Origin of the sequence: Pseudophaeobacter sp. C1-32P7, assembly GCF_041008775.1 — a bacterium.
In the GTDB taxonomy this organism is placed as follows: Bacteria; Pseudomonadota; Alphaproteobacteria; order Rhodobacterales; family Rhodobacteraceae; genus Phycobacter; species Phycobacter gallaeciensis_A.
Map to the genome: position 1 here is coordinate 1 of NZ_JAXGFR010000032.1, position 17,581 is coordinate 17,581.

At 63.0% G+C, this 17,581-nt stretch carries 24 protein-coding genes; 21 read left to right on the top strand and 3 right to left on the bottom strand.

Going from position 1 to position 17,581, the window contains the following annotated elements; all coding sequences use genetic code 11:
- Positions 1-46 precede the first annotated feature (46 nt).
- Complete coding sequence (locus tag SM763_RS22640; protein WP_368999834.1) at positions 47-535, bottom strand: toll/interleukin-1 receptor domain-containing protein; 489 nt, start codon at positions 533-535, stop codon at positions 47-49.
- A 393-nt stretch (positions 536-928) separates the two neighbouring features.
- Positions 929-1,564, bottom strand: a complete 636-nt coding sequence (locus SM763_RS22645) for a S24 family peptidase (RefSeq protein ID WP_274827918.1) — start codon at positions 1,562-1,564, stop codon at positions 929-931.
- Between the two features lie 86 nt (positions 1,565-1,650).
- Here SM763_RS22645 and SM763_RS22650 point away from each other — a divergent pair, with 86 nt between their 5' ends.
- From SM763_RS22650 to SM763_RS22660, 3 genes are read left to right on the top strand one after another with little or no spacing between them, the layout of a single operon-like run.
- Positions 1,651-1,863, top strand: a complete 213-nt coding sequence (locus SM763_RS22650; RefSeq protein ID WP_368999836.1) for a hypothetical protein — start codon at positions 1,651-1,653, stop codon at positions 1,861-1,863.
- Positions 1,860-2,183 (top strand): hypothetical protein, encoded by a 324-nt coding sequence (locus SM763_RS22655; protein ID WP_368999837.1) that lies wholly within the window; start codon positions 1,860-1,862, stop codon positions 2,181-2,183. Before SM763_RS22650 ends, SM763_RS22655 begins: the two co-directional genes overlap by 4 nt.
- Positions 2,183-2,446, top strand: a complete 264-nt coding sequence (locus SM763_RS22660; RefSeq protein ID WP_368999838.1) for a hypothetical protein — start codon at positions 2,183-2,185, stop codon at positions 2,444-2,446. The genes SM763_RS22655 and SM763_RS22660 overlap by 1 nt, the downstream gene beginning before the upstream one ends.
- A 123-nt stretch (positions 2,447-2,569) precedes the next feature.
- Here the strand turns inward: SM763_RS22660 and SM763_RS22665 are convergent, their stop codons facing one another.
- On the bottom strand, positions 2,570-2,815 hold the full coding sequence (locus SM763_RS22665; protein WP_368999839.1) for a hypothetical protein: 246 nt from the start codon (positions 2,813-2,815) through the stop codon (positions 2,570-2,572).
- A 126-nt stretch (positions 2,816-2,941) separates the two neighbouring features.
- Between SM763_RS22665 and SM763_RS22670 the strand changes: the two genes are divergently transcribed.
- From SM763_RS22670 to SM763_RS22755, 18 genes are all read left to right on the top strand, one after another.
- Positions 2,942-3,580 carry a hypothetical protein gene (locus SM763_RS22670; protein ID WP_368999840.1) on the top strand — a complete coding sequence of 213 codons (639 nt, stop codon included), beginning with the start codon at positions 2,942-2,944 and terminating at the stop codon, positions 3,578-3,580.
- A 180-nt stretch (positions 3,581-3,760) separates the two neighbouring features.
- Entirely contained in the window at positions 3,761-4,345 is a 585-nt protein-coding gene (locus SM763_RS22675) for a hypothetical protein (RefSeq protein ID WP_368999841.1), read from the top strand.
- Positions 4,342-5,034, top strand: coding sequence for a hypothetical protein (locus tag SM763_RS22680; RefSeq protein ID WP_368999842.1), 693 nt, complete (start codon positions 4,342-4,344; stop codon positions 5,032-5,034). Before SM763_RS22675 ends, SM763_RS22680 begins: the two co-directional genes overlap by 4 nt.
- A gap of 109 nt (positions 5,035-5,143) precedes the next feature.
- Positions 5,144-5,545 (top strand): HNH endonuclease, encoded by a 402-nt coding sequence (locus tag SM763_RS22685; protein WP_368999843.1) that lies wholly within the window; start codon positions 5,144-5,146, stop codon positions 5,543-5,545.
- A gap of 93 nt (positions 5,546-5,638) precedes the next feature.
- Complete coding sequence (locus SM763_RS22690; RefSeq protein WP_065271001.1) at positions 5,639-6,076, top strand: P27 family phage terminase small subunit; 438 nt, start codon at positions 5,639-5,641, stop codon at positions 6,074-6,076.
- On the top strand, positions 6,063-7,730 hold the full coding sequence (locus SM763_RS22695) for a terminase large subunit (protein WP_368999844.1): 1,668 nt from the start codon (positions 6,063-6,065) through the stop codon (positions 7,728-7,730). The genes SM763_RS22690 and SM763_RS22695 overlap by 14 nt, the downstream gene beginning before the upstream one ends.
- Positions 7,727-9,007 carry a phage portal protein gene (locus SM763_RS22700; protein ID WP_368999845.1) on the top strand — a complete coding sequence of 427 codons (1,281 nt, stop codon included), beginning with the start codon at positions 7,727-7,729 and terminating at the stop codon, positions 9,005-9,007. The genes SM763_RS22695 and SM763_RS22700 overlap by 4 nt, the downstream gene beginning before the upstream one ends.
- A complete protein-coding gene (locus SM763_RS22705) occupies positions 9,004-9,936 on the top strand; it encodes a S49 family peptidase (RefSeq protein ID WP_368999846.1) in 933 nt (310 codons plus the stop codon). The genes SM763_RS22700 and SM763_RS22705 overlap by 4 nt, the downstream gene beginning before the upstream one ends.
- Before the next feature lie 104 nt (positions 9,937-10,040).
- The gene (locus SM763_RS22710) at positions 10,041-11,363 is read left to right on the top strand and encodes a phage major capsid protein (protein WP_368999847.1); all 1,323 of its coding nucleotides are present in this window, start codon (positions 10,041-10,043) and stop codon (positions 11,361-11,363) included.
- 84 nt (positions 11,364-11,447) lie between these two features.
- Complete coding sequence (locus SM763_RS22715; protein ID WP_368999848.1) at positions 11,448-11,807, top strand: hypothetical protein; 360 nt, start codon at positions 11,448-11,450, stop codon at positions 11,805-11,807.
- Positions 11,808-11,819: 12 nt separating this feature from the next.
- On the top strand, positions 11,820-12,395 hold the full coding sequence (locus SM763_RS22720; RefSeq protein WP_368999849.1) for a hypothetical protein: 576 nt from the start codon (positions 11,820-11,822) through the stop codon (positions 12,393-12,395).
- Positions 12,395-12,718 carry a head-tail adaptor protein gene (locus SM763_RS22725; protein WP_368999850.1) on the top strand — a complete coding sequence of 108 codons (324 nt, stop codon included), beginning with the start codon at positions 12,395-12,397 and terminating at the stop codon, positions 12,716-12,718. The genes SM763_RS22720 and SM763_RS22725 overlap by 1 nt, the downstream gene beginning before the upstream one ends.
- A gap of 13 nt (positions 12,719-12,731) precedes the next feature.
- Complete coding sequence (locus SM763_RS22730) at positions 12,732-13,211, top strand: HK97-gp10 family putative phage morphogenesis protein (protein ID WP_368999851.1); 480 nt, start codon at positions 12,732-12,734, stop codon at positions 13,209-13,211.
- Positions 13,208-13,576 carry a tail completion protein gp17 gene (gene gp17, locus SM763_RS22735; protein ID WP_368999852.1) on the top strand — a complete coding sequence of 123 codons (369 nt, stop codon included), beginning with the start codon at positions 13,208-13,210 and terminating at the stop codon, positions 13,574-13,576. The genes SM763_RS22730 and gp17 overlap by 4 nt, the downstream gene beginning before the upstream one ends.
- 51 nt (positions 13,577-13,627) lie before the next feature.
- Positions 13,628-14,077: a phage tail protein gene (locus SM763_RS22740; RefSeq protein WP_368999853.1), complete on the top strand. Its 450-nt coding sequence runs from the start codon at positions 13,628-13,630 to the stop codon at positions 14,075-14,077.
- Positions 14,074-14,445 (top strand): GTA-gp10 family protein, encoded by a 372-nt coding sequence (locus SM763_RS22745; protein WP_368999854.1) that lies wholly within the window; start codon positions 14,074-14,076, stop codon positions 14,443-14,445. Before SM763_RS22740 ends, SM763_RS22745 begins: the two co-directional genes overlap by 4 nt.
- A 98-nt stretch (positions 14,446-14,543) precedes the next feature.
- Positions 14,544-14,774, top strand: coding sequence for a hypothetical protein (locus tag SM763_RS22750; RefSeq protein ID WP_368999855.1), 231 nt, complete (start codon positions 14,544-14,546; stop codon positions 14,772-14,774).
- 1 nt (position 14,775) lies between these two features.
- On the top strand, positions 14,776-17,581 hold a 2,806-nt coding region (locus SM763_RS22755), incomplete at its 3' end, for a phage tail tape measure protein (protein ID WP_490363307.1).

The window sequence follows — 17,581 nt, forward strand, 5'->3', positions numbered from 1 at the left end:
GTTCGCATCGCCGTGCTGAACGGCTACACCGCGCTCGGCATACCCGTCACTGTGGCCGTAGGATAGGTCCGTCCGGGGAAAGGGGAACCACGCTCAGACCCCGATTTGTGCAACAGCGCCGTCTTGAGATTGACGCCAGAACTACACTCAGGTCTTTTTCGTCACTTTTGGCTCTAATGACTAGGTGGTTCGAAAATTCAGCAGGTGGTTTTGCGTCATCCAAAACAACTGGGATCAAGTACCTTGAAGCATCAGTGTCAACCAGCATTTTAATGGCAAGCATTTCTCGGTCGGCAAATGAGGAGCTGGCGGAAATGTCACTCCAAATGACCACATACACTTCCGCCTCTGCTATAAGATCCTCCAGGAAAGACAGGACTGAGGTGCCCGCGCTTTTCTCCCTGAAGTTTAGTGAAATGACGTCATGCCCAACATCTACTAAAGCGTGTGAAAGTCGCTTAGCAAAGGGGCGGTCGCTCTTTGTGTGGCTAATGAGAATTTTCATTTTTAGTCTTCCCAGCACTGTGATCGGCATGGTTTAATGCAACGTAAGAATGTTCGGTAATGACACTCAGAGTGTTTCGAGTGCAACCTATATGCCTCTTTATTCAACTAAACGCAAATGGCAGGGCAATCAACACGTGGCCCGCTTCAAACTTCGTTACTCGCAACCAGCCGAGAAGTGCTGCGAACACCGTCCTGCTGGCGCGTTATTACTGCAGCGGGTCTAAGCTGCACATGCCGCGAAAGTCTGGTTCGTCCGCGTCCCCGCCGTTTAAAGGTGGTCGGCGGCTTCTCCTGAGGCGAAGGTCAGCTTTTCCTAGTGCGCCTGCGGCATGGATCGCTCGCCATGTCGCCAGATTCGCCGACTTTGCAAATGTCGCTATCTGCGCTCTGCTGCCGGAGGTCTTGTTGCGTTGATGAAGTGTCAGATCTTTTTGGCAAGATCCGCAGGCCAGTGCAGTTGGACCCTTGCGGCCCATTTCAGGCGCACATTCCACATGTTGTTGGCGCCAGGGTTAAGAGAAATCAGGTGAAATAGGCCGGGCTCATCACCTGCCTTCACCTGTTTCACCCAGCCCATTCCATCCTCATCTTCGCAGACGCAGCGATGGCCAACGATATCAGAGGGTACGCTGTCGTGGCCGTTGCGGCTGTAGAACAGGAGATCCCCGTCTGAATACACGGGTTCCATGCTGTCCCCTTCGACCTCGACGGCTACAATGCCAGTGGGGGTCAGGCCAGGGGGGCATTCTACCTGAGGGCCGCCTCCTTTCGGATAGGCGTCAAAGACTGGAACCTGAGCGCCTGCGCCGACCTTACCTGCAATGGCGATCGTGGGGCGATCCACAGGGGATGTATTGCCCTCCAGAAAGCCTTCGAGATTTGTGCCAAAGGACGCGGCTATGCGGACGGCATCGTCCACATTTGTCGACTTGCTTTTGCCCTGCGCGAGGTTTTTCAACTGTTCATAGGAGACGCCTGCATCCAGTGCGACCTGTCGCATGGATTTTCCGGTGGATTTGATTGCCGCAAGAAATGCGTCTCTGAAAGTTTGTTGCATGTGGGGTAATTTACCCCATTCTTGCTGGCTGCGCATGGCGTAAATACACCCTTGACCTATGGGGTAAATAAACCCCATTAAGGGGCATGGAACAGTTTCTTGAAGAGATCGCAGCCTACGCGGCTGCTGTGGAGCGAAGCCCGCAGCACATCTTGCGTCAGGCCATCGGCGCGAACTGGCGCCAGTGGAAAGCCTGGCAAGCGGGGCAGTCGAGCCCGACGCTGCATACCGTGGACAAGATCCGCCAATACATGGCTGACAACCCGGTGCCGGTGGAAGCGCGGGAGGCTGCCGCATGAGCCGCCCCCGTCTAACCCTGATTGTGAGCAATGATGTGCCATGCGAGCAGCCTGGCACGTCTGTTGATACAGCGTCTTGGTCAAATCGGTTTGACCCCTACGCGCTGAAATCCACCGCGGCGGACCTGTGGTCTGCCTATTTCCGCGAGCGCTTCAACAGCCCGCGGGAGGTGGCGCTGTTTTGTGATGTCAGTTTCCAGACGGCGCTGAACTGGTGGGGCGCGGTTACGGCGCCCACTAGCCATATCGCTTTGCTGGTGATGCTGACCGATCCCGGTGCGCCGGAGTTTTTCCAGGAAGAGATGAGGAGGGCGGCGTGATGGCGCAGATCCCTTCACCTCGCATTGCGCGGATCGCCTATCAGATTTGGTGGCTGATCGAGGACACTGCGGGGGAATGCACCCTGCGGGACATGGCCACGTTCACCGGGGCCTCGATCCATTCCTGCTCTCAGATCTGCCGGTATCGCGGCTGGAGCGGACGGTATCGCAAAATGGCGTGCAGCCATGCGGTGGACAATGGCCCGCAGATGATCGGCGCTTTCGATGATGAGCTGAGCATATTGAGCGGGGAGGCAGCATGACCGGATACTCTCCCACGCAGCCCGCTGGGCTGGAACCATTTTTTGAATGGATTGCCGAAATCTGCGTCCGTTTCCATGAGGAGTATGACGCCGCGCAAGGTGTTGGGGCCCATCTTTGGGCAGCTATCTGCGCAGAGCCAAACGATCCTGCTTCAGCGTCTCTTCCTCACCCAGAAGAAAGCGCCAGATCTGCGCTCGAAGTGGCGATTTTTTCTTCGCCACGGCCCGCCGAATTAGCTGGTGTTCGGCATGAGACACCCTTCCGGCAAGGAGAGGCCGTACAATGTTTAGGGCCGTTGCAAGCTCGTCGTTCTGCGCTTCGAGATATTCCACGCGCTGTTCCAGCTCTGCAATCCGTTCTTCAAGCATCAAACTCTCCACTGGCTAAAATCACTCAATGTATGGGTGAGAACAATAGCGGCACACGGCTGGAGTCAAGGTGATGGCAGCTGTCTGCGTAACTCCTGTGGGGCTTTTTATCGGGAGTGTAATCGAATGAGCCAGGACCGCGCATTCCGCATGGTCGAAGCCGATGAGCTTCCTGAGTATCCGCTGGGGGCCGAGGACCGGCTTGATAGCCACTACTTCATGGCGTGGGAGCGGCGGCGTTGGCTGAATTCTGACATGCGCCTGAAGGGCACGCCGGAGTGCCGCGCGCTCTACTTTGACCTGATCAACATCGCCTATGACCAGACGCCGGTGGGCACGGTTCCGCAGGATCTGGAAACGCTGGCCAAGTTGCTTATGGTCGATCCGGGTCACTTCCGGGCGCTGTGCAAGCTGGACTATGGCCCGCTGCACAAATGGACGCCCTGTATCTGCGAGGGCGGTGAGGTGCGTTTGATGCACCCCATGGTGTTGCGCACGCTGACGGAGGCGCTGTCTCGCAAGGAAGACAACCGCGCCAAGCACGAGGCCGCGAACGCGGCCAAACGGTTGCAGCGGCTCAGGATCACCGTGGCGGGCTATCATGCCGAGCTAGCAAAGAACGATGCAGCCATTCGCTGGATGGATGAATGGCTGGTCCAGGAGGGCTGCGAATACCGCAATGCCAGCTGGATCGAACGCGCGATGCGGTCCTGGTCAACGCATATGTTCGACCTCGGTCAGGCGCGCAACGGCTCCCTCCGATAACTGTCTCAACACTGTCCGAGACTGTCCGGCGGACAGTTCAAGACAGTCTCGGACAGTCTCAGACTGTCCTGCACGACAGGGATAGAGACAGAGACATAACAAAACAGAAGGCCAGTCGCCGGACGGTCTGAGGCCGGTGGCTGTGGATAACTCGGATTTGCTGAGAAATGAGGTTTAGAGATGGATGCAAAGGAACAGGCAGCAGGAGAGAAGCGGGTACAGGAGATCCTGATTGCGCCACTGGAAGCGCTGGGGCTGGCGAGGCCTTCGACTGCGACACTTGCGAAGTTTGAGGTGATGAAAAAGGAGTTGCGCCAGAAGCTTGCCTACATGAGCGAAGATGGGCTGACGGAACTACGGGAATGGATCGAGGCGCATCCCGAAGGCAAGAACAAGGACCGGTTCCCGATCGCGCTGAAGATCCTGGCCAAGGCGCGGGAGAAGGAGGTGCCTGATACCGGGCCATCGCGGCTGATGCTGAATGTGTTCCGCGATGAGCTGGGCCTGAGGGCGATCCGTCAGGGCTGGGCGCCGGAACTTCTGGCGTTCATCAAGGGTGGACGGGAATGGCCGGGCCGCTGGAGTCAGACCAAGATCCGGGAAAGCGCGGACAGTCCCGTCAGGCGGCTGGAGGATATCGAGATGCGCCTGGCGCGTGGCGATGCCATCAGCGCGGAGGAAGACCGGTTCCGTCTGCAGCGCCGTGCCGCGTTGCAAACGTGCCAGGACATTGCGGACCAGGCCCGCCGAAAGGGGGCAGCATGAACATGGCAGTTCTTGGGCGGTGCCGAAACGATCAGGCAAGGGAGCGGACCGGCCCGGGCGGCAAGGTGGAGGTCGGCGTGTGGGAGCTGATCTGTTGGGCCTTTCAGCGCGAGAAAGTTGGGGTGGACTTCGACGAGATCGAGCGGGAAACCGGCGCGAAGCCTGGCGTTGGGATGGAATACATCCTGATGGAGCAGGCGCGTTTGGGGTGCCGGGTGCAGGGTGGTGGTACGTCACCGGCCCACCACGATGCGGACATTGTGGCCAGCACATTGGCTGTTCTGCCGGAAAACTGCGGCGGCAGGCGAATGGCGATCTGGATTGCCGAGCTGGCGCGATCTGGTCGGGTGCCGGAATGGCGGGCAGAACCAACGGTGGGGCCGAGCGCGACAACCACCAATCGGCATGGGACGCGGGCGCGGACATCGGATGCGGCCGAGCTTGGCTCTGAAGGTTGGCCCCATCAGTTACGGCGCAAGCGGAATGGCAGTGCCGTGATGGAGCCAGTGCCGTATTGTCCGATTGAGATCCGCCCAACGGCCCGAGAGGTTGCATCGATGCGGCGAGGCTATCTGCAGTGGTGGTCGGCTCTGTTGGAAATCAAATATGCGCTTCAGATCAGCCACTTGACGGCGCATGTTGTGACGGAAGCGATGCCCTTGAGCGCGCCGTGGAAGAAAAGCGCTTGACGAAATCCTAGCCCTGTTGACATATTGCAGTCACCCAACGTGCGCCCGGTGCAGAGATCCTGCTCCGGGCGTTTTTCGTTGTTGCTTCCAGACATCGTGAGGTTTTCCTGTGGCGCGGCTGAAGATCTGCGCGGCTTCGGGCTGCGAGGAGTTCGCACTGCCTGGCTTGCCGCATTGCGAGAAGCACGAGGCGGTGCGGCAGGCCAGGCTGAAGGAACGGCGGGCCAAGGCGCAGACCTCGGAGGCGGCCATTGTGGGGCGCAGGCTCTATGCCTCGGCGAAATGGAAGGCTGCGGCAAAGGCTTTCCTGCGCAGGCACCCGCTTTGCAGGGATTGCGCTGAGCTGGGCGCGATCGAACCGGCAACGGATGTGGATCACATCAAGCCGCACAAGGGCGATCGCAGAGTGTTCTGGGATCGGTCGAACTGGCAGGCGCTTTGCCATCGCTGCCACAGCCGAAAGACGGCGCGCGAAGTCTTTCACACCCCCCGGGGGGTATCTGAAAACTAAGTCCAATCTGCCCTAAACCGGCGGGGGAACCTTTGTTTTTGCGAGCGCGAATTTGGAGAAAAAAGCCCACCCTTTGATGATGGAGAAAACGGGATGAAGGGGAAGAAACCGAACCTGCAGAACGTGGTTCCCATGAAAGGCGACATTCAGAAGCATGTACCGGAGGCGCCGGAGTTTTTGGAGGATGAGGCCCGCAAGGTCTGGGATGAGCTGGCGCCGGAGCTGGTGAAGAAAGACCGACTGGAGCCGCTCTATGAGTACCAGTTCGCGAGCTACTGCGTGTGCGTCGCGAACTTCATTGCGGCCTCGGCCTGCCTGGCGGTCGAAGGCCTCTATTACGAGACCAAGACCCGCAACGGGATCCAGCAGAAGAAGCGGGCCGCCTGGGGGATCCAGCAGGAAGCAATGGCGGGCATGCGCCGGGATGCGGCGCTGTTCGGTCTGTCTCCGGTCGATGAGGCGCGCCTTGGCGCCGGTGGCCAGGGGGATCTGTTCGATCAGGTTATGGCGCAGCTGAATGGAACCGATTGATCACCCGGTTTCCCGCTATGCCGTCGGAGTGGTGGAGGGCGATATCGTCGCTGGTGACCTGGTGCGGATGGCTTGCGAGCGGCACCTTATGGATCTGGAGACGGGCGCCGATCGCGGGCTGGTCTTTGACTGCGAGGCGGCCAGCCGGATCATCCGCTGGGGCGGGATGCTGCAGCACACCACGGGGCCGATGGCGGGTAGGCCGCTGAAGCTGGAACCCTGGCAGGAGTTCCGGCACGGCTCGGTGTTCGGCTGGAAGCATGCGGACACCGGCCTGCGCCGGTTCCGGTCCACCTATCACCAGGTGGGCAAGAAGAACGGCAAGACCACCGACACGGGCGTGCCGATGCTTTACACGCAGCTGTTTGACGGCGAGGCCGCACCGCAGGGCTATTGCGCGGCGACGACGAAGGATCAGGCGGGGCTGCTGTTCAAGGAAATGAAGCGGATGATCAAGCGATCGCCGTTCCTCGGTCAGGTGATGAGGGTCTGGCGGACCTCGATCGAGACGCCGCGCACGGATGGACTGATTGCCTGTCTCAGCCGGGATGGCAATTCGTCGGACGGGATCAACCCGAGCTTTCTGGCGCGGGACGAAATGCACCGCTGGACCGATCGGGAACTGGCCGACACGATCGTTGAATCGATGATCGCGCGGGATCAGCCGATCGATTGGGTGATCACCACTGCCGGGCAGGACCGGGCGTCCTTGTGCGGCGAGCTGCGCGATTATGGCGAAAGCGTTCTGCGGGGCGCGGTCGAGGATGACAGCTTTTTCGGGTTCATCGCGGAACCGCCGGCCGATTGTGATCCGGCAGATCCAAAGTTCTGGGCCATGGGCAATCCGAACCTTGGAGTGAGCAAGAAGGTCGAGGCGATGCAGGACACGCTGAAAAAGGCGCTGGCCATTGCGGGTCGGATGCCAAACTTCAAGCGGTTCCATCTGAACCTCTGGACCGAAGGTGCGGAGACGTGGATCGCACGGGATGTCTGGGACCAGGGCATGGCCTGCGCGCCGTTTGATCCGGCCATGCTTTACGGGCGCAAGGCCTGGGTGGGGCTGGATCTGTCGAACAAGGTGGACACCACGGCGATCGTGGTGGCGGTGCCGGTGGATGGGCTGATCTACCTGATCACCTACACCTTCATTCCGGAGGGGCCGAAGGGGTTCATCCAGCGGGCACAGACGGAAAAGCGGGAATATGTCGGCTGGCGCGATCAGGGCTGGCTGGAAGTCCACAAGGGCGGGACGATCGATGAGGATCAACTGGCCAACCGGCTGGAATGGATCCGCAAGGCGTTTGATCTGCAGGAGGTCGCCTATGATCCCTGGGGCATGAAGTACCTGGCTGACAAGCTGGACAAGCGGCGGTTCCCGATGGTCGAGCACCGTCAGGGCTATGCCTCGATGTCGAACCCGATGAAGCGGTTCGAGGAGAAGGTGGCGCAGAACAAGATCCGGCACGGGGGCAATCCGGTGCTGGGTTGGCAGGTCGGAAACGTCCACCGGGACGAGGACGCCGCCGAGAACGTGAAGCCGAACAAGAAGAAATCAACGGGCCGCATTGATGCGGCGGTTGCCGCCATCATGGCGCTGGGGCGCGCCGAGGTGGGCGAAGAGAAACGCAAGGCGCGGGAAGTCGAGGTCGTATGAGGTTCTTTGGATGGAATATTGCGCGCGGTTCAGATGAGACCGTTGTGCAGCGCGTTGAACCGCCGGTGATGGCTGCGGCGGCTGAGACTTCCGGCACGGCCAGCCCACAGCCCTGGATGACGGAAATCGGCTGGGGCAGTGGGGGCGGCCCGGTGAACAAGCGGCTGCCGCGCGTGACGCCGCAGCGGGGTGAGCAGCACGGCACGGTCTTTGCCTGCTGCAACAACATCGCCGGGGATCTTTCCAAGGTGCCGCTGAAGATCTGGGAGCGCAAAGATGACGGGCAGGAGGTGCGGGTGCGCGATCACCCGGCGGCCTATCTGCTGAACGTCGAGGCCTCGGACGGCGTTCCCGCGAAGATCATGCGCTTTGCCCTGGTCTATGCCTGGGCCCTGCGTGGCAACAGCTTTGCCTATGGGCCGCGCGATGGTGGCGGGGAGCTGGAGATGATCGAGCTGATCGACCAGACCGCCTGCACCCCGCTGCGGGCTGGCCGGTCGCGGTTCTATGACTTCACGGATGGGGCTGGGGTGCAGCGGCGCGCCGCCAGCCGGTCGATGGTGCATCTGCGCTACCTGGCGCTGGATGGCTGGGCGGGGCGATCGCCGCTGCAGGTTGCGGCGGAATCGGTTGGCCTTGCCTTTGCCGGTCAGGAATCTGCGGCGCGGTCGGTCTCGGGCGCCCATGCCAAGGCCTTCATGAAGTTGGGCGATCACTATGAGGATGATGAGGCGCGCAGCCGCAATGCGCGGCGCCTGAAAGAGCATCTGACCAATCCGCAGTCAGACGGGATCCCGGTCCTGGGGCCGGATGATGACATCAAAAGCCTGGACCTGACGGCTGCGGATCAGGAGCTGCTGGCCAGCCGCAAGTTCGATCGCGAGCAACTGGCCGCGATCTACCGCATGCCGCCTTCCAAGCTGCAGATGCTGGAATACGGGGTGAAGGCCAACGGGGAACAGCAGGCGATCGACTATCTGACCGATTGCCTGCTGCATTGGTCCGGACTGGCCGAGCAAACGCTGGCGTTGTCAATCCTGACGCGGGGCGAGCGGGAACGCGGGCTGTTCCTGCGCCATGACTTCGGCGCGCTGCTGCAGCCGACGATCAAGGATCAGATCGAGGCCGTCACGAAGGCGGTTGGCGGGCCGGTCTACACGCCAGACGAGGGGCGCGCGAAGCTTGGCCTGCCTCCGACCAAGGGCGGGGACAAGATGAACCCGGCGCCGAACATGACGCGGAACGACAGCAAAGACACGAAAGGGAAAGACACATGAGCCGCACAACTGTTGCCGCCCTGATGGGCGCCGCGCCGCTGGCCATCTCCGAAATCGGCCTGCCGATGCTGGGCCTTGATCTGCCGGGGCAGGAGGTTGCGGCGCTGCCGTCGATCCAGGCGGCTGGTGAGGGGATCACGTTTGAGCGGGGTCAACGGTTCGCCATTCATCGCGGCATTGCCTATGTGCCGGTCAATGGCATTCTGACCCCGAATTCTGCGGTGCTGGAGCGGTTCCTCGGCTGGTCCACCTATCACGGGCTTGCGGAAACCATGGCTGCGATCACGGCCAGCGATGAGGTGCAGGCGGCGGCGCTGCTGTTTGATACGCCCGGTGGCTCTGTGGTCGGCATTCAGGCGGCGATCGAGGCGATCCGCGCGGCGGTGCTGGTGAAGCCAGTGCATGCGCTGGTGAACCCGCTGGCGGCCTCGGCGGGCTATTGGCTGGCCAGCCAGTGCAGCGATATCACCCTGACGCCCGGGGGCTGGGTCGGATCGGTTGGCACGATGCTGACCGGCGCGCAGCCGATGCAGCCGGGATCGGGCGGCGATCAGGTCTTTATCCAGACCTCGGCGCATGCCGGTGCCAAGCGGCCTGATCTCTCCAGTGAAGAGGGGCAGCGCCTGTCGCAGATCCGGTTGGACCAGATGGAAGCCGAGTTCCTGGCGGATGTTGCCGAGGGGCGCGGCATTGCCGCTGGCGATGTGCCGGGGCGGATGAGCCGGACGGACAGCGATGCGGACGGGGGCGATGTGTTCTGGGGGCAGGACGCGATTGATCGCGGTCTGGCCGATGGTCAGGAAACCCTGGCCGAGTTCCTGACCCGCGTCGCGGCGACTTACGCCCCGCAGCCGCAACCGCAGACCCGGCGCCGGTCAGGCGCCTACCTGGCCAAGGCCCGGGCAGCACGGGCGCAAGCCTCTCTCTGACTTCTCATTGGCAGTTTTGCCGGTGAACACCTCGCAGCGCAGGCGGCGGGGTCTTTGGGTTGCGTGACTGCAGCCTGTTCCATGTGACAAAGGAGACAAGCACCATGGATATCAATGATCTGCGCCGCATGCTGAAGGCGGCAGCGGGAAAGATGGAAACCACCGCCCAGGCGATCGAGGATCTGGAAACTGCGGGTGATGCAGAGGCCAGCGCGATCGAGGCGGCGCAGGCCGAATTTGACGCGGCCGAGGCGGAGTTCAAAGGGCTGCAGACCCGCGTTCAGCGCGCCGAAGCCGTGGAGCAGGCCAAGGCCGAGACCGCCACTTCTGAACTGAACACTGGCGGCAGCAATCCGGGCGCGGGGACCGGCGCGCCTGCGCCCGCACAGGCCAAGGCTGCGGGGCAGGAGGGGATTGAGGTTGGGTTCATGGCCCATGCCCTGATCAACGCCAAGGGGGACCGGGACAAGGCAGTGGAGCGGCTGGAGCAGGACGGGCACAGCGCCATCTCTGCAGCCCTGTCGGGGGCCAGCGAAAGCGCCGGTGGCGTGACGCTGCCGCGCCCGCAGGGGCTGGCGGTGATCGAGCTGTTGCGCCCGAAGGTGACGGTGCGCGCATCGGGCGCCCGGGTGCATGACATGCCCGCAGGCGAGCTGCGCAATGCGCGGCAGGCGACACCCTCCAGCGCGGCCTATGCCGGGGAAAACGCGGCCATCGTGGAAAGCGAGCCGACCTTTGACAAGGTTGAGGAAAAGTTCCGCAAGCTGACCTCGCTGGTGCCGATCGGCAATTCCCTCCTGCGTCATACCAGCGCCTCGATCGCGCTGATGGTGCGGGATGATATCATCAAGGAAATGGGCCTGAAAAACGATCTGGCCTTCCTGCGCTTTGACGGCACTGGCAACCTGCCGAAGGGCCTGCGCCAGTGGGCGCCGGTTGCCAACTGGGCCACCATCGCGGTGAAGGATGCGGCGACGGTCGAGGCTGCGATCCGCGCGATCGTCAGCAAGGTGGAGGATGCCGATGTCGGCCTGATCAATCCGGGCTGGATCATGCGGGCCAGCGCCAAGAACTTCCTCGCAAGCCTTCGCTGGGCCAATGGCTTCAAGGTCTTCCCGTCGATCGATGACAATGGCACCCTGCATGGCGCGCCGATCCGTACCACCTCGCAGGTTCCCGACAACCTTGGCGTTGGCGGCGATGAGACCGAAATCTATTTTGCTGACTTCAGCGAAATCATGATCGGTGACTCTCAGCAAATCACCTTGGCCTCCAGCACCGAAGCCTCCTACGTCAACCAGGCGGGCGATACGGTCTCGGCCTACCAGAACGATCTGACCCTGATGCGCGCCATTGCAGAGCATGACATGGCGCCCGCCCATGATGCGGCGATCGCGGGTCTGAACGGCGCAGGCTGGACCCTCTAAGGCCGCTCCAAAGCGGATGCAGCTTCGGCCCTGGCGGTGATCGCCGGGGCTTTTCTCTTTCTCCAGACATCAAGGATTGCTGACATGGCAAAAGAAATCGTGGAATTCCTCAAAACCCATGGCCGCTACGTGAAGGGCGACATTGCCGGGTTCGAACCGGCCGTGATCGCCAACTGGCCGAAGGGCACCTGCCTGCCCTATGACCCGGATCGCCCCAAGCCCGCCAAACGTGAAGCGGCGGATCTGGAGGCTGATGCGCAGGATCTGGCGGTGCGCGCTGCTGAACTGCAGGCCCGCGAGGATGAGCTTGCAGCGCGTGAAGCCGCTTTGATGGAACGCGAAGCCGAGGCCATCACCGCCCCTGTGCAACCCGCAGATCCGGCAGCTGGTGGCGATACGGGCAAGACTGCCGGCGCGCCGCCGAAACAGGGCGCCAAGGCGTAAGGGGCCGGTCTGATGCGGGTGATCGAGGCCGGGGAGATCCCGGCAGGTGTGGATCTGGCCGACTTCAAGCGGTCGGTTCACATTGCTGCGGAGGATCTGGACGATGACGGGGCGCTGCAGCTGGCGCTGCAATCGGCGGAAGCCGTTGTCGCCACGGCCACCGGTTGCCCGCTGACGCCGCGCGCTGTTGAATTTGTCGTGGTGCGCGGGACCTGGCGGCGCTGGTGGTTCCCGGTTTTGCCGGTACAGGAATTGCTGGCGCTGGCGGTGGATGATGGCGCGGGCGGCTGGGTCAATCAGCCGCTTGAAGGTGCATGGGTTCAGCAGGCCCATGATGAGCCGCAGCTGGTGCTTGGGTCCAGCTGGGCCGGGCATGGCGTATCAGGCGAGTTGCTGCGGGTGCAGGCCCGGGTTGGCGGCGCCGATGCCAATGTCTTGAACCGGGCGCGGCAGGCGATCTTCCTTTTGGCGAAAGAATGGTTCGAGGCCGGGATCTCGATCGAGGGGGACGAAGCACCGCGCCTGTCGTTTGGTGTGCGTCTCCTGATGAAACAGGCCCGTTATCAGCGCCCCTGCGAGGTGGCCTGATGGGGCGGCGGCTGGATCGAACGGTGACCTTCCTTGAGGCGGTCACCGCCAAATCCCTCACGGGCAACAAGACCAAGAGCGGCTGGAATGAGCTGTTCTCGGTACCCGCCAGTTACCAGGCGTTGTCGGACGGGGAGCGCTGGCGGGCGGGTGCGGTCGAGCAGAAGGCAGAGGCGCGTTTTACGGTGGGCTATTCCGCGCGGGCGGCGGCGATCCTTGGCGCGAACCGGCTGCGCTTTGAAGGCGCGGATTGGGAAATCACCGGGAGCAAGGAAATCGGTCGGCGGCGGTGGATCGAAATCACCGCCTGGAAGATCCGGTAACGGGGACACGGATATGTCAGTCAAAATGAAGATCGAAGGCGCTGGTGACATCGAGCGGGCGTTGGGGCAGCTTGCGCGGGGGACCGCCAAGGGCGTGCAGCGCCGCGCGATGAAGAAGGCGCTGCAGCCGGTTGCGACGATGGCCGATGCGTTGTCGCCCTTCACGGTGAAGATCACCAGCAAGCTGACAGCCCGGCAGGCGCGAGAGGCACGCGGGGACCGGGGGCGCAGCAAGGTGGTGCTTTATGTGGGGCCGGTGCAGCCGGATGACAGCGACGCACCACACGGCCACCTTTACGAGTTCGGCACCGGGCCACGGGTGCAGGCCACGACCGGCAGGTTCGTCGGTGCAATGCCTGCGCGGCCCTTCATGCGGCCCGCCTGGGATGCGAACAAAGCGCAGATGCTTGAGACCCTGAAGCGTGAGACCTGGGCCGAGATTGAAAAGACCGTGGAGCGGGCGCGGCGCAAGGCCGCGCGGGCTGGCACATGATGGAAGCCGATATCTATGCGGCGCTGGAGCCGCTTGGCCATCCGACGCTCTGGGGCGGGTTCGATGATTTTGACGCTGGTGAGGCGTTCCCGCGCATCACCATCCAGCGGATCAGCAATGCCACGGCTTATTCGCTGAAGAGCCGCGCCGATGTCGAGACGGCGCGCATTCAGGTGAACGTTTATTCGGATGATGCGGATCAGGTTTTTGCGCTCGCTCGTCAGGTCTCGCAGACCCTTACTGACTATCGCGGCGGGTCTGTGATCCGCTGCAAAGAGATATCCCGCCGGGATGGGACGACCCCCTCCGGCGGCGATGTGATCCGGCTTCAGATGCTGGACATTCAGGTGCGCTACCGCGCCTGACCTCTGGCCGGGTGACCGGCTCAATCAACACATTATGGAAGGAAGAAGCCAATGGCAGAGAATGTCATTCCGGGCGATCTCGTTGACATGGAATGGTCCGTCGACGGGGTGGACGCGAACTTTGCGGTGATCAAGGGCTGCAAGACGATCGGGATCCCGGAGGTTGACCAGGAATACCGGGACCGGACCTCGCTGGACAGCCCGGGCCGGTTCAAGGAATGGGGCCTCGGCCTCAAGGATGGCGGTGAGATTACTCTCAACTGCTTTTACTCGACCGAGCTTTACAAGCAGGCGGCGGCCTATAACGCGGCAGGCAAGCCGGTGTTCTTCCGGGCGACGCTGCCGCCGGGCGAGGGACAGAGCACGGGCGATCTCTTTGCCTACAAGGCCTACGTGGTTCCGACGATCCCCACCACCGACCAGGACGGCGATCTGATGACCGATCTCAAGCTGCGCACCACCGGCGCGGTTGACTGGGTAGAAGGGACGGCAGCGGTATGATCAATCACGCGAAGATGAAGGTGGGCAAGACCACCCACAAGCTGAAGTTCTCCACCGCCGCGCTGATGCGGATGGAAGCGGAAAATGATGGCAAGCCGTTTGACGTGCTGCTGGATCGGCTGATCACCGGCAAGGGCGGTGCCTTCCTGGTGATCTCGGCGCTGGCTGCTGGTCTCAATGATGGCAAGGGGGTGGAACGCGAGAAGGCCGTCGCCCTGGTCGATGCGGTTGGCGGGGTTCGCAAGGCGGTGCCCTTTGTCGGTGAGGCCATCGCGGCTGCTTTCCCTGCCGAGGCAGATCCGGGCGCTGAACCCGATGAGGACGCAGAGGGAAACACCGAGGGAAACGGGCAGGCCGCAGGGGCGTAGACTGGCAGGCGCTCTATCGGTCGTGGTGCAGGCTCGGTCTGCACCACGATGACTTTGGCGCCGTCACCCTGCGGGAATACGATCTGATCACCCGGGCGGTGATCGATGGCAAGAACGACCAGGTCCAGGCGCGGCGGGTGCTGCAGCAGGAGCTGGCGGTTCTGTTCAGCCATGCGTTCCACAGCCCGAAGACCATCCCCGACTTTACACGGGCGGGGGCGGAACACTCCGACAAAAACACGCGGGACAAGAAGAGCGATGCGCAGGCTGTCGAGCAGCTGCGCGCCTCGCTGATGAGCCTGCACTTCCACAATCAGAGAGGGGCATGAGATGGCCGCGATTATCGGCGCTCTTCGGGGCGTTCTGTCCATGGATTCGGCTGCCTTTGAAAGCGGCGCCAAACGGGCGCAGTCCACCATGGGCAAGACCGAGCGGCGCATGCTGCGGATGGGCGCCAATATGGAGAAGGCCGGGCGGCGGATGTCGCTGGGCCTGACCCTGCCGCTGGCGGGCGCTGCAGCGGTGGCGGTCAAATCCAGCCTGCAGATGGTGGATGCGCAGGCCAAGATGGCGCAGTCGCTGGGCACTACCGTCAAATCCATGCAGGTGCTGGACCGGGCGGCGGATCTGTCGGGCGTGTCGATCGGGGAGGTGCAACAGGCGACGATCCAGCTCACCAAGCGGCTGAGCCAGGCAGCGGGCGGATCCGGCGCCGCGGCCAAGGCGCTGAAGCGGCTTCATCTAAACGCCTCCGATCTGCAGCGCCTGCCACTTGATGAGCGTCTGGCCCGGATCCAGGGGGCGCTGGCGGAGTATGTGCCGCAGGCGGAACGCGCGGCGGTGGCCTCGGATCTCTTTGGCAGCCGGGCCGGTCTGATCTTCACCCGCATTGATGGCGCCACCCTGAAGCTTGCAGCAGAGGATGTGGGCCGCTTTGGTGTGGCGATCTCCGAAGTGGATGCGGACCGGCTGGAGACAGCCAATGATGCGATGTCGCGGATGGGGCTGGCCGGGCGGGGTCTCGCCAACCAGCTGACCATCGCGCTGGTGCCTGCGATGCAGGCCGTCAGCGAAGGTGCGGCTTCGGTGGCGGAATGGTTCAACGGGCTCGGCGAGGGCACCAAGCGGGTGATTGCGCTCGGCACGGCAGGCGCGGCTGCGCTGGGACCGCTGGCCGTGGGGCTGGGCCTCACTCTGAAGCTGACCGCGCCGCTGGGTGTGGCGATGGCGGGGATGCTGTCCACCGTGGCGCTGGCGCCAGTGCGGTTCCTTGCGGCTGCAAAGTCTGCCGTGGCGCTGGAAATGGCGCTCGGGGCAACCACGACAAGGGCGGCGCTTGGCAGTGTGGCCATCAAGGGCCTGTCGCGGGGGCTGGTGCTCTTGCGCGGTGCGGTGATCACCACCGGGATCGGCGCGCTGGTCGTGGGCGCCGGGTACCTGGCGATGAAGTTCCACCAGCTGGTCACGGCGACCGGTGGCTGGGGCATGGCACTGCAGGCGCTTGGGGATCTGGCCTCGGGCGTCTGGCTGGGGATCAAGACCAGCGCCAGATCGATCGGCCCGGCGCTTGGCGCCGTCTGGGAGACCGTCAAGGCAGGCTTTCTGCGCATGATGGGGACGATCTCGGAAAACTGGTCTGCCTTCCTGTCGGGGCTGGCGGTTCGGGTGAAGAATATCCCGGGCATGTCGGGCGCCTTTGATGCGCTGAATGAAGCCTCGGGCCGGGCCTTTGAGGGCGTTGCGAGGTATGACGCGCTGGCGGTGCGGGCTGCAAACAGCAGCGCGGCGCTGAAGAAAGAGGCCAAGGGGCTGGTGCGCGAGGGTTGGGATAAGGCCACGGCTGCGCTCAAGACCCTGACGCTGCAGATGGACAGCGCCAATGCCGAACTTGATGCGGGCGACGACAGCGCCGATGCGTTGAAGAACAGCCTCGAGGATCTGAACGATACGCTGGATGATGGGTCCGGCGGTGGCACCAAGGACAAGCTGGATAAGACCAGGAAAAAGGCAAAGGACCTGTCCGAGGAGCTGAACGGTCCGCTGTCCTCTGCCGTCGATGGCGTGGCGCGCTCCTTCGGGGACTGGGTGGCGAATGGCCTGCGGGATTTTGAGGGTCTCTGGGATGGGATCAAACAGGCCGCAAAACGCGGGCTGGCGGATCTGGCGTCCTCCTTTGCGCAGAACACGCTGAAGATTGCACTGGGGCTGTCGGTGACGGGATCCGGCAGCGCGGCCAGCGCAGGAACTGCCGTGCTGGGCGGTGGCGGCGGTGGCGTGAACCCACTGGGGATCTTGAGCAATGTCGGCGGTCTCGTTGGCGGCGGCGGCATTGCCGCCGGGATCGGCTCTGGCCTAGGCGGGGTTCTGACAGGCGGTGGCCTTGGCTCCAGCTTTGCCAACCTCGGCGGGCTGGTCAGCGGCGCCTCCAGTGGCTGGGGCGCGCTTGGCGCGGCTCTGCCCGCGGCGGGTCTCGTGCTGGGCGGCATTGCGCTTCTGGCCAAGGGTCTCAGCCGCAAATACGCAGGCTCGGGGATCCGGGGGCGCTTTGGCGCCGATGGCTTTGAAGGCTCCTCGATCGACTTTTACAAGGGCGGCTTCCTGCGCTCCAACCGCACCGACTACAAACCGCTGGAGGCAGACTTCGAGGCGGCGCTGGATCAGAGCGTCACCGGGCTGACCGATGGCGTCAAGGATATGGCGGCCTCGCTGAACCTTGGCACCAAGGCGCTGGAGGGCTTTACCAGCGAAGGCTTCACGCTCTGGACCAATGGCAAAAGCCAGGAGAAGATCCAGGAGGAGCTGCAGGCCCGCATCGAAGAGACCGGCGCGGAAATGGCCGAGCTGGTTCTGGGCACGGATCGCTTCAGCCGCGCCGGGGAAACCGCGCTTGATACGCTGGGGCGCCTGTCGGGCAGCCTAACCGCGGTCAATGATGCGGCGGATCTCCTCGGCCATGGTCTCTTTGATGTCTCGCTGAAGGGCGGCGATGCGGCCTCGCAGCTGGTCGATCTCTTCGGCGGCGCTGAGGCCATGGCGGGATCTGTCTCGGCCTACTTCGGCGCCTTCTACTCCGAAGGCGAGCGCACGGAAGTGATCCTGCGGCGTCTGCGCGAAGAGTTCGGGGATCTGGGCGTGG